We start from the raw sequence: 12,388 nt of genomic DNA, 5'->3' as shown, positions 1-12,388 counted from the left end.
AATATGGATGATATGGTATTATATTTGGAATTGCAGAAGTCGCCTAAAGAAGTTTTGTTAATAATTGGATCTAAACATGGAATAAAAATTATGCAAGATATTTTAATAGGTGTATGTTTGGAAAAATTAACTGTTTTATCTCTTTCGGATCATTTGTTTAAAGCTGTTGAAAAGGAAAAAGAAAATATTGAAAATGATTCACAATATTATATTCCAAGACAATTTATTCTTTTGCGTAAAAATGAATTTGATGATCATAAATTTGGACAAGAAGATTTGGCTATCTTATATGAAGGTGTAAAAAATCAAGAATTTGTAGAAAAATTATCTAAGTTAAGTGCAAAGTATTTAATTGGAATGCATGATAGAAATTACATTAATACTTTTGATATATGGGAAAAGTTTCGAGAAAATACAAAAAAAATATACATAATATCTTATGTTGGTGCTGGGAAGAAAGATGTATTGAATTGGGAAAAAAATGAGGAAAATCCAATAGAATTAAGTATTATTTTCCCTATGTATAATATAGCAAAATATTTACCACAGTGTATAGAGACAGTAACGACATGGCAAACAGATTTTGTGGAATTTTTGTTTGTGGATGATGGATCACCTGATAATTGTGCTGATATTGTAAAAAAATATGCACAAAGAGATTCTAGAATAAAGTTGTTGTCTAAAAAAAATGGAGGTTGTGCTTCTGCAAGACAGTATGGATTAGAAAGAGCAAAGGGTAGATATATTGGATTTGTTGATCCAGATGATTTTATTCAGCCGGATATGTATCGTAAATTATTGGCAAAGGCATTAGAAGGAACTTATGAAATAGCATATTGTGGATATCGAGAGTATTATGAAAATACAGGATTGAGTGCTGAAGTACCTGATGCATTGAGTTATCCATATAATGAGGGAACGAGCGATCCAGCAAAGATTGATGAATTGATAGGATATCAAAGGGTTGCTATTTGGAGAGGAATATATAGTAAAGATTTGATTCAACGTAATAAGATTCATTTTTATACAGAACTCAAACGATTTGATGATCTTCCGTTTAAGATTGAAGTAACATCAAAAGCAAGATCAGTTATAGCAGTGCCGGAATATTTGTATTATTATAGGATGTCTCGTCCTGGACAAGATGTCTCGGCAGATGATGAGCGATTATATGTTCATTTTCCGATTTTTGAATATCTTGATAAATTTATGAAAAATGTATCCAATAGAAATCAACTTGATTATTTACATTTAGTTAAAGTACACACACATAGATATGCTCTGGAAAAAATAAAAAGAGAATTTTCCAAAGAGTACTGTAGAAAAGCTAAAAGAGACATTAAAGGTGATTTTGGATTTATTGAGGGAATGTATGTTATAAATAAGCTTGGAAGTAAACAAGATCTTCTTCTTTTTATTTTATTATATTGGGGATGGGATGGAGCTATAAGAAAATTACTTCATAGAAAAGAAAAAGCATTAAAAGAAAATAAGGCAATTAAAAAATTGAAATTATTAAATAATAAAGGAATATAGTAGGAGATTAGATAATTGAAATCGAAAAATTTTGCACAGCAGCATCTTAGCAGTCTTGGGGGGATAAAGGTAATTGCTATGCTATTACTTTTTTGGTGGCATAGTTCAATCCCAAATCCTAATGTTGATTTGGGAGCAAGAACATGTGAATTATTGTTTGTTACTTCTGGTTTTTTGGTTGGGTATAATTATTTTTATAAAGGTATGCCAAAAACATGGAAGGCTTCATTTATGTATGCAATTAAGAAAATTATACGTTTTTGGCCGCTGCATTTTTGTGTATTGTTGATTATGTTTTTAAGAACAATTATTATAAATGGATGTATACAGCTGTCAAATATTTTGATTGCTTTAGATAATGCATTACTATTACAAGCGTGGAGTTTGAATCAAGATGTCTATTTTTCATATAATGGAGCATCATGGTTTCTTTCTGCATTAATTTTTTGCTATTTTATGACCCCTCTATTGCTTACATTTTGTCAAAAAATTAAGCAATCAATTGTTTTATTTGTTATGATTGCTGCAATAAGATATTTGATTGAATATGTAAATATAAAATGTCCTGGAATGGTTTGGAATTTTGTGATTCACACTTCTCCACTTATTAGGTGCTTAGAGTTTTTTATGGGAATGTTGTTGGTTCCATTGTTTATGTATACAAAAGAGAAATTACAATCTAGTAGTTTCTTTATAAATTCTTTGGTAGAAATAATAATTACAATATTGACGATTGCTTTATGTATCATGAAAAATGCAACCTGGTTGAGGGCATCATTTGTTTTCTTGTTTTGTATTACGGTTTTTGTGTTTGCATTTAATAGAGGAATTCTTAGTAGGATTTTCTCAGCCAGAATATTTGAGCTATTTGGTAAAATACAATTTGAGTTTTTTATTTTTCATCAGGCAATAATTATTTGTTTATTTAATTGGTTCTCAAGAATAACGAGCGATTGGAAAATTGTGAATAGCTTGTTATTTATTACAATAATTGCATGTGCTATCGGGTATAAGAAATTTATGTCACAAAAGTTATCTAAGATAATTTCCAATGGAATTCGAAAGTTATTTGGCTATTTTGAAATTGCTCCTGAAAAATTGTAATATTGTTATGTGAATGAATAAAAGGGGTCTGACCCCATTAAAAAAATATAAACTTTTTAAATGGGGTACTGTTTGCCGATATTATGGTATCCGGAGCAGATGCATTTTTGCTGCATGTTACCACTACGCCAAGTGTGGCATATGTAGTCCGTGATTTATCTGGCTACCAGATCTTACGATGGGATGCGCGTGGGGGCTGGATTGTTCCAACGGAAGTACGTTTAATATTGCAAAGAACGTGTTTGATGCGCTTAGTGCCAAAACATATGTGGTTGGCAATGAGCCGGACGGTATCAACATCAATATCAATATGGGATGCGGACCGGTGTATTGCCGTGGATGAGAACGGTATGGAAGTGCACGGGGGTTATATCCTGTATGTCTGTGGGAAGTATCTGAAGGAATGTGGCCGTCTGCAGAATAATACGGTGGTTGCCACGATCATGTCTAACATGGGATTGTTCAAAGCAATGAAGCGCGATGGCATTGAGGTATGTGTGACCACGGTCGGCGATAAGTATGTCAATGAGGCGATGGTTGCCAACGGATATGTGCTCGGCGGAGAGCAGTCCGGACATATCATTTTCAGTAAGCATGCGACGACCGGAGATGGAATCCTTACGGCATTGATGCTGATGGAGGTGATCCTGGAGAAGAAGCAGAGCCTCGGCACACTGTGTAAGGGGATGCAGATGTACCCACAGCTTTTGAAGAATGTGAAGGTTGAGGACAAGGCTGCGGTTACCGGCAATGCGCGTGTGCAGGCGGAGAAGGGATGGATTAATGAGTGGAACAAGGATTGCATTGGAGAGCGATAAAAAATATTTGGAAAGGAACTAAGGAAAATGTACGACTATTTAATTGTTGGAGCTGGTTTATTTGGATCTGTCTTTGCAAGACAGGCAACAGATGCAGGAAAGAAGGTTCTTGTCATTGACAAGCGACCGAATATTGCGGGAAATGTGTATACGGAGGACATAGAGAAAATTCATGTACATAAGTATGGAGCACATATTTTCCATACAAACAACAAAGAAGTATGGGAGTATGTGACAAAGTTTGCGGAGTTCAACCGTTTTACAAATTCACCGGTGGCAAATTACAAGGGAGAACTGTACTCTCTGCCATTTAACATGTATACGTTTAACAAGATGTGGAATGTGATTACGCCACAGGAAGCAGCTGCAAAGATTGAGGAGCAGCGGAAAGAAGCCGGTATCACAGAGCCAAAGAATCTGGAGGAACAGGCAATTTCTCTGGTTGGCAAAGATATCTATGAAAAACTGATCAAGGGATATACCGAGAAACAGTGGGGACGTGATTGCAAAGATCTTCCTTCCTTTATTATCAAGCGGCTGCCGGTTCGGCTGACATTTGATAACAATTATTTTAATGCACTGTATCAGGGAATTCCGGTTGGTGGATATACAAAGATGGTTGCAAATATGCTTGATGGGATTGAAGTTCGCCTGAATACAGATTATCTTGAAAATAAGGATGAGCTGGATAAACTGGCAGAGAAAGTGGTATATACAGGTGCCATTGATGCATATTTTGATTATAAACTTGGTGCACTGGAATACCGTTCAGTACGTTTTGATACCGAAGTGCTGGATACTCCGAATTTTCAGGGAAATGCTGCGGTCAACTATACGGATCGTGAAACCCCGTGGACCAGAATTATTGAGCACAAGTGGTTTGAGTTTGGTAAGGATGATGAAGGAAATGACATTCCTAAGACTGCCATCAGCCGGGAGTACAGTTCCGAATGGAAAGTAGGGGATGAGCCATATTATCCGGTCAATGATGAGAAAAATGGCAAGCTGTATCAGGAATATAAGAAACTTGCAGAAGACGAGAAGAACGTGATTTTTGGCGGACGTCTGGGTGAGTACAAGTATTATGATATGGATGCTGTTATTGCATCGGCACTGGGATTGTGTGAGAAAGAATTGGGGTAAAAGTTTAGGATATGAAGCATTACAGAGAAATTGATATTCTAAGAGGCATTGCAATTATAATGGTTTTTCTGGGACATGCTGTGATCGTATATCCGATCAATTTAGAAAATGTGGCATGGTGCAGAGGACTGGTAGCATTTATCAGTGCGGTGCATATGCCACTTTTCTTTATTGTGGCGGGATTTTGTTTTCACCGGAAAAGTACATATGTAGATATGTTTCAGAAAAAAATAAAAAGATTGTTAGTGCCTTATGTCATATTTAATTTATTTGATATGTGCTGCCGCTTGGTGTTATCAAAATTCGTGAACCGACCATGCGGAATCCGGGAAAGTATGATCAAGATGTTATTCTATGGTGGGGAATACTGGTTTTTGTATGTTTTGTTTCTCATGTGTATCTTGTGGGGAGGAATTCTGCCATATGTGAAGAAACATGTATGGCTGCAGGTGATTGTTGGAATTGCCGCTGTTGTTCTCAATGTGTTACAGATTTCATTTGATGTTTGCAAAGTGGATTCCCTGTGCAGGTTTTTTGTGTTTTTTTATGCTGGTTTTTTGATTCAAATTCATTTCGATTATTTGGCCTGCATGAAGAAAGTGATAAAAAATATGGCGGTGCTTTTGACAGGGACGATTTTCTGGGGTGGAATTTTTGTACTATGGTATCGGAATGGATGGAATTTTATCCCGGAGTTTTTGATTAGTTTTGTTGGAATTTTTGTCTGCCTGGTGTTTGCTGCAAAGATCTGCAATACGAAACTGGGATTGTGTTTGGCAGATGTTGGGAAATATTCGTTGCAGTTATATCTGCTGGATGGTTATTTTCTTGGGGCTTCGAGGATGGTTCTGGTGCAATTGCTGGCTTGTACAAGTCCGGTTGTGATTGTAGCTGGGAATACGGTTTTGGACTTGGTGGGAGCGTTTTGGGTGATTAGATATGTGTTGATGAAGGTGAAGGGATTGCGGATTTTGTGTGGTGAGAGGTAGTTTTTGCAAAATTGATAAACGTGGAGGAAGGAGATAAAATTAAATGGATCTTCAAATTATTTTGGAATTATCGGCAATTGTTTCGTTTATAGGTATAATAGTTTCATATTTTACATTTCGGAAATCGTCAAAATTAAATTATATTACACAGGAACGAAAAGAGTGGAGGGAGAGCCTTCGGACAATAGTTGAAGAATTAGAACGGTGTCCCTATGATAAAAGAAAACAAGTTTTAACAAAATTGAAGACTAGAATTAATTGTGAACTTCCTGAAAAATGAGGTATACTGAAAAAGAGGATAGGGTTGAGGTGTTTCAAGTATAAGAAGCTGGAAGATGGATAAGAAGTAGCGGGGAAAATGATTAAATCTCAAAGAAAATGGAGATAGAAAAATGACAATATTGCGTTACAAACTGAATGGGCTGAGTGGAGTAGTTATAAATGGTGAAGCAGGGTATGTAGACATAGATAATCCCTATATATCGCAAATTCGATTGGAGGACGATTTCAAAATATTAGAAGTTGTCTTGAAGGAGAATATATTGTATTTTGATAATCAAGAGCAGATTGATAATGCGGTATATGGGATCTTCTTCAATATTTTATTAGAGATCCAAGGTCATATTGAATGCCCTGAGATCGTTAGAACGAAGATAATTGGTGAAAATGATAAATTGGCGGACAATAAGATATATATAAAAAATTCACCAGTTGATGTGAGAATTAGCTTGCATGCAGATGCCGTATACGAGAGTATTGTTAGAGATAATTTCGTTAAAAATGCTGAGGTGGAATTGCAACTTGTGCTTGCCATGCTGCAAAATAAAAACGAGATTGTGACATTCCTGTCTTTGTATGATTATATAAAGGAAAAAATATGGCGATTGTATTATTCTTCGGAGAATGAATCGACTCAAAAAAAGGTAACAACGTATCTTCAAAATCATCAGGCTGATTATGGGGAGGATTTGACGTTTGTTGTTGACAATCGAAGGAAAACTGTGGATTGGTTGACGTATCTGAGAAATGAAATCAGTCATGCCACAATAAAAAACAATGTGGAAGAGTATAAAACTTTAGGTGAAAATATTAATAGCGGAACCATTAGACTGGCGTTGAAGATTATTAACAATCTTCTGATGGAAGAATACGAGAATGATTGATAGAAAATAAGAGGGGTCTGACCCCATTAAAAAAATATAAACTTTTTTAATGGGGTACTGTTTGCCGATATTACGGCATCCGGAGCAGATGCATTTTTGCTGCATATTACCACTACGTCAAGTGTGGCATATGTAGTCCGTGATTTCCCTGTCTACCGATCTTACGATGGGATGCGCGTGGGATGGATTATTCCAACGGAAGTACGTTTAATATTGCAAAGAGTGTGTTTGATGCGCTTGGTACCAAAACATATGTGGTTGGCAATGAGCCGGACGGTACCAACATCAATATGGGATGTGGATCGGTGTATTGCCGTGGATGAGAACGGTATGGAAGTGCACGGGGATTATATCCTGTATGTCTGTGGGAAGTATCTGAAGGAATGCGGCCGTCTGCAGAATAATACGGTGCTTGCCACGATCATGTCCAACATGGGATTGTTCAAAGCAATGAAGCGCGATGGCATTGAGGTATGTGTGACCACGGTCGGCGATAAGTATGTCAATGAGGCGATGGTTGCCAACGGATATGTGCTCGGCGGAGAGCAGTCCGGACATATCATTTTTAGTAAGCATGCGACGACCAGAGATGGAATCCTTACGGCATTGATGCTGATGGAGGTGATTCTGTAAAAGTCTAAAAGGGGTCAGACCCCCTTTACAAATAGTAAATAAAAAACAGACAAAGTGTGAACAGTGTTTGCAGAATTTGGCTTTACACTATAGAATACGCGAGAAAAGAGAATAACAATGGGAAATTATTTTGGAACAGTGTATTAAGAAAAATGCTATAATTCATTATGGAGGTGTGAAAAGTATGGGAAAGAGACACATTTTAATTGAAAAAGCGTACAAATATTTAGAACCGCAATTTAAAACGTTGGAAGATACATGTGAATATATAATGGATAAGGGATATTGGGTAATGCGCTCATCACAGAAAGCTATGATGTTGAGCGATTCTGCGATACGTCCTATGACAAAAAAAGAAGATAGAGAAACAGGAGAAGATCAGAAGGGTGAATAATATACGAGTTTTAATAGTGTCAAGTAGTATAGATTATTCTACAGATTTGATATGTATTGAACTGGAAAATAGAAAGATTCCATATTTTAGATTGAATCGTGATCAATTTCGGTTGTTTAATATATCATTAAACATTGATAATCTTATTATGCAGATGGAAATTGGGAACAAAGTGTATACATTTAAAAACAAATATTGTAATGCGATATATTTTAGAGCGCCTGTCTTTCTTAGAACATTAAATAAAAAGTGCTCTTTGGACGAGCAGGTTTATAAAAGTCAATGGAATGCATTTATTCGGAATTTGATAATCTTTGATAAAGTTAATTGGATTAATAATCCTGTTTACACTTATAGGGCAGAAAATAAAATGTATCAATTGGCTAAAGCGGCAGAGATTGGATTATGTATTCCCAAAACAGTGGCTAGTAATGTATGCCCAAAATTAATAGAGAATAAAAAATATATTGTAAAGTCAATTGACACAGCCATTTTTAATGAAAAGGATACAGAAATGTTCATGTATTCTACGGTTTTGACGGGAAGAGAAATTATGGAGAGTGATTTGTCATTGGCTCCTGTATTTATTCAGGAATATTTGGGAAACAAAGTCGATATACGGGTTACATATATATCTGGAAAGATTTATCCGGTTAAAATTTTGAGTAATAAGAAAGGAATTGATGGTGATTGGAGGCGATTGGATAAAGAAGCTTTGCAATATATTCCGTGCCGAATTCCAAAGGAAACGGAGCAATTGCTTTGTCAGCTGATGAACATATTGAAGTTGGAATTTGGAGGAATTGATTTGATTGAAAGCGATAATAGATTGTATTTTATAGAAGTGAATCCTACAGGTGAATGGGGATGGCTTCAAACTACAGCAAGTATAAAAATTAATAGGGCAATTGTTGATTCTCTTTTGATGGAGAAAGTAAAGAATGAGATTAGATAGTATATGTCCATACTTAAGTAACATAAAATGTGAGACAAAAATACGCGAACGTCAAAAGAGTATGTTAAATATAGACGGTTTTGACGAAAAAACAAAAAATGAGTATAGAGATGTTGTAAAACAGCCTGATATAAAGAAACTTAAAGTCATGTACGAAGAGGTTTTTGTCGCAAAAGGAAAACTAGAGGATAAAGCTAAATCAATGACATTGGCAATCACAGTTTCGGTTACATTAATTTTAGGATTGATAGACAAGATGTTAATGATATTTTCAACAATTAATTTTATGCCTGTAAGAGGACTGATAGCGTGTATGAGTATTGTGGCTATTTGGTACATGGTCATTGCAGGTTTGGCTTCGGCAAAGGTATTTTTGACAGATATTATGATATATAAAATTGATGATACGGAAGATAAGTTACGGCAACAATATAGAAAAAACATTATTCTAAATAGGCTGTCTAACGTTGTAAGAAGCAATTATATTTATACAGCCTATGAGTGCTTGAGAAATTCATTAATTTTACTATTTGGTTTATTTGTATTCATGATAATTGTTGCATAAATGTCCGACTGTGAATGGGAATTCTATAAATAATACATAGGTAGGAGAATAAAATGGTTGCAAAATAATACTTTATGTGATATTCTTATCGAACAAAAGTTCGACATATTTAAGGACTTGAATTAAAATTTAAGGGGGAAAATGTATGTATAGTGCATTAGATGTTTCAAAATATATTATTAAACGATGCAATGAAACAGGATATACAATTAGCAATCTTAAGCTACAGAAAATTTTATATTTTGTTCAGGCGGAGTTTTTGGTATGTACGGGCAGAGTATGTTTCCCTGAAAATATTCAGGCTTGGGATTTTGGACCTGTTGTTCCGGAAGTGTATCATAGGTATAAAGTATATGGAAGTGCGAATATTCCATATGTGCGTATGGGGTGTGGGGTAAGAATTTCTTCAAGAGACAGAGAGCTGATGAATGGTATTATAGATGAGTGTTCACAATATTCTGCTTCACGTCTGGTAGAAATTACACATAATCAAGATCCATGGCGTAATGCGTATCGACCATATATGGACAACGTGATTACACCTGAAAGTATAAAAAGGTATTTTGGGGAGGAGTAATATGCCAGTTATAGTTATAGATCATACCCAAGGAACTGATAGTGAAAAAATTTCAGATCAAGATGAGAAAACACAAAAGATGCAAATCGCCATAGAAAGTGTATTTCAAAAAATGATGGTGAAACAAAATCAGTTTGAAAAAGAGCAAACATTTGATGCATTGCATTATTATATATTGCAGTATGATAGAATTTTATATTCCCCTATTAGCAATCATATTTATTCTTCATACGAGAATGGGCAGGATGGGGATGTAATAGGAACTTTGCAATCTAATTTAGATGCATTACTTTCCTATGCGAGTGATTCAGATGTGATTGCAGCTAAAAAAGCGGCTTTAAAGTCTGGACAAAGCAAGAAGAGTATTGATGATACAAAAAAAGCTATTATAAAAATATGGGATCATGTGAATCTTGCAAATCAGCAGTATAAAGTTTTAAAACAAACAGATGATGAGTATAACGAAAAATTTCAATCTCATATTGCTGACTTTAAAGAGAATATGACAAAAGAAATGAATGCACAGCTTTTAACGATGGTTAGCATATTTACAGCATTAGCTTTTTTGATTTTTGGTGGAATTAGTTCATTGGATAATATTTTTTCTGTATCTGGAATTCCATTGCTGAAAATTATTGCTTCTGGTTTAATTTGGGGATTGTGCATTTTTAATTTAATCTATGTATTTCTATTTTGTGTTGGAAAAATGACGCATTTAAATTTTAAATCTACAGATGATCCTGATGCAACTATATTTCAGAAATATCCAATTGTCTGGTGGAGTGATTTACTTTTGGTGTCATTACTTTTAATTTGTTTGTGGTTATACTTTATGCAACGGGAAGAAATTAATATCTGGTTTGTAGATATTTGCGTAAAAAATACTATGGTGTCATCAATACTTGGAACAATAATTCTTTGTGTATTGATTATAGTTGCAGGATGGAGACTTGCAATTGCTACAGGCGTAATTAAGGGAAAATAAAAAGTAACAATAAATTTTCTCCATAATATTTACAATAAAAATGTTTATCAGATGTTGATATATATACCTTTATTTACATGACAGAATATACGAGAAAAGAGAATCACAATGGGAAAATATTTCGGAACAGACGGCTTTCGCGGTGAAGCCAACAAAGTATTAACCGCGGATCATGCATATAAAATTGGACGTTATCTGGGCTGGTATTACAACCAGAATCACAGGGGACGGATCATTATCGGAAAGGACACGCGTCGCAGCAGCTACATGTTTGAGTATGCGCTGGTTGCCGGTATTACGGCATCCGGAGCAGATGCATTCTTGCTGCATGTTACCACCACGCCAAGTGTGGCATATGTAGTCCGTACAGAAAATTTCGACTGTGGCATTATGGTTTCTGCCAGTCACAATCCGTATTATGACAATGGAATCAAGGTCATGGATGGAAACGGACACAAGATTTCGGCAGAGGTGGAAGCTGCACTGGAGAAATACATAGATGGTGAGATGGGAGAATTACCTTTTGCATTGCGTGACAAGGTTGGTGTGGCGCGGGATTATGCAATCGGACGGAACCGTTACATCGGCTATCTGATTTCTCTGGCTACCAGATCTTACGATGGGATGCGCGTGGGACTGGATTGTTCCAACGGAAGTACGTTTAATATTGCAAAGAGTGTGTTTGATGCGCTTGGTGCCAAAACATATGTGGTTGGCAATGAGCCGGACGGTACCAACATCAATATGGGATGTGGATCAACACATATCGAGAATCTGCAGAGACTTGTCCGGGAGAAGAATCTGGATTGCGGATTTGCGTTTGATGGAGATGCTGACCGGTGTATTGCCGTGGATGAGAACGGCATGGAAGTACACGGGGATTATATCCTGTATGTCTGTGGAAAGTATCTGAAGGAATGTGGCCGCCTGCAGAATAATACGGTGGTTGCCACGATCATGTCCAACATGGGATTGTTCAAAGCGATGAAGCGGGAGGGCATCGAGGTATGTGTGACCACGGTTGGCGATAAGTATGTCAATGAGGCGATGGTTGCCAACGGATATGTGCTCGGCGGAGAGCAGTCCGGACATATCATTTTCAGTAAGCATGCGACGACCGGAGATGGAATCCTTACGGCATTGATGCTGATGGAGGTGATCCTGGAGAAGAAGCAGAGCCTCGGCACACTGTGTAAGGGGATGCAGATGTACCCACAGCTTTTGAAGAATGTGAAGGTTGAGGACAAGGCTGCGGTTACCGGCAATGCGCGTGTGCAGGCGGAGAAGGATCGGATCAGCACCGCTTTGGGTGAGGATGGAAGAATCCTTCTGCGTGAGAGCGGTACGGAGCCGGTGATCCGTGTGATGGTTGAGGCACAGAGTGATGAGTTGTGCGCAAAGTATGTGGATGAGATGGTGCAGGTGATCCGGGAGGAAGGGCTTGCGGTGGAGTAGAATAGTGAGATGGTAAGGGGAGCCAGCACTGGTGTGCCGGCTTGTTTGTTATATATTTTTTGCCATGTTAT

The 12,388-nt window shown here is 36.6% G+C and carries 12 protein-coding genes and 2 pseudogenes; all 14 read left to right on the top strand.

Annotated features, from left to right (window positions below):
* Positions 1–3: 3 nt before the first annotated feature.
* The 14 genes and pseudogenes from DXD06_RS13380 (at position 4) to glmM (ending at position 12,317) form a co-directional block, all read left to right on the top strand.
* On the top strand, positions 4–1,536 hold the full coding sequence (locus DXD06_RS13380; RefSeq protein ID WP_117832449.1) for a glycosyltransferase: 1,533 nt from the start codon (positions 4–6) through the stop codon (positions 1,534–1,536).
* A gap of 15 nt (positions 1,537–1,551) precedes the next feature.
* Complete coding sequence (locus DXD06_RS13375) at positions 1,552–2,640, top strand: acyltransferase family protein (RefSeq protein ID WP_117832447.1); 1,089 nt, start codon at positions 1,552–1,554, stop codon at positions 2,638–2,640.
* 150 nt (positions 2,641–2,790) lie between these two features.
* Positions 2,791–3,404: pseudogene (locus DXD06_RS18030) on the top strand (phosphoglucosamine mutase); the annotation flags it as partial.
* Between the two features lie 81 nt (positions 3,405–3,485).
* Entirely contained in the window at positions 3,486–4,601 is a 1,116-nt protein-coding gene (gene glf, locus DXD06_RS13365) for a UDP-galactopyranose mutase (protein ID WP_117832445.1), read from the top strand.
* 11 nt (positions 4,602–4,612) lie between these two features.
* Positions 4,613–5,590: an acyltransferase family protein gene (locus tag DXD06_RS13360; protein ID WP_117832443.1), complete on the top strand. Its 978-nt coding sequence runs from the start codon at positions 4,613–4,615 to the stop codon at positions 5,588–5,590.
* 43 nt (positions 5,591–5,633) lie between these two features.
* Positions 5,634–5,870, top strand: coding sequence for a hypothetical protein (locus DXD06_RS13355; protein WP_117832441.1), 237 nt, complete (start codon positions 5,634–5,636; stop codon positions 5,868–5,870).
* A gap of 112 nt (positions 5,871–5,982) precedes the next feature.
* The gene (locus DXD06_RS13350) at positions 5,983–6,753 is read left to right on the top strand and encodes a hypothetical protein (RefSeq protein WP_117832438.1); all 771 of its coding nucleotides are present in this window, start codon (positions 5,983–5,985) and stop codon (positions 6,751–6,753) included.
* A 45-nt stretch (positions 6,754–6,798) separates the two neighbouring features.
* A pseudogene (locus DXD06_RS18025) lies at positions 6,799–7,383 on the top strand (hypothetical protein); the annotation flags it as partial.
* Between the two features lie 187 nt (positions 7,384–7,570).
* Positions 7,571–7,780 carry a hypothetical protein gene (locus DXD06_RS13340; RefSeq protein WP_117832436.1) on the top strand — a complete coding sequence of 70 codons (210 nt, stop codon included), beginning with the start codon at positions 7,571–7,573 and terminating at the stop codon, positions 7,778–7,780.
* A complete protein-coding gene (locus DXD06_RS13335) occupies positions 7,773–8,735 on the top strand; it encodes a hypothetical protein (RefSeq protein ID WP_117832434.1) in 963 nt (320 codons plus the stop codon). The genes DXD06_RS13340 and DXD06_RS13335 overlap by 8 nt, the downstream gene beginning before the upstream one ends.
* On the top strand, positions 8,722–9,300 hold the full coding sequence (locus DXD06_RS13330) for a hypothetical protein (protein ID WP_117832432.1): 579 nt from the start codon (positions 8,722–8,724) through the stop codon (positions 9,298–9,300). Before DXD06_RS13335 ends, DXD06_RS13330 begins: the two co-directional genes overlap by 14 nt.
* Positions 9,301–9,445: 145 nt before the next feature.
* Positions 9,446–9,877: a Panacea domain-containing protein gene (locus DXD06_RS13325; protein ID WP_117832430.1), complete on the top strand. Its 432-nt coding sequence runs from the start codon at positions 9,446–9,448 to the stop codon at positions 9,875–9,877.
* 1 nt (position 9,878) lies between these two features.
* Positions 9,879–10,862 (top strand): hypothetical protein, encoded by a 984-nt coding sequence (locus tag DXD06_RS13320; RefSeq protein WP_117832428.1) that lies wholly within the window; start codon positions 9,879–9,881, stop codon positions 10,860–10,862.
* 108 nt (positions 10,863–10,970) lie between these two features.
* Positions 10,971–12,317: a phosphoglucosamine mutase gene (gene glmM, locus DXD06_RS13315; protein ID WP_117832426.1), complete on the top strand. Its 1,347-nt coding sequence runs from the start codon at positions 10,971–10,973 to the stop codon at positions 12,315–12,317.
* Positions 12,318–12,388 lie beyond the last annotated feature (71 nt).

The sequence above is a fragment of the Roseburia sp. TF10-5 genome (assembly GCF_003462365.1).
Classification (GTDB): domain Bacteria; phylum Bacillota; class Clostridia; order Lachnospirales; family Lachnospiraceae; genus Roseburia; species Roseburia faecis.
This window is presented reverse-complemented; position numbering and strand designations above follow the sequence as displayed.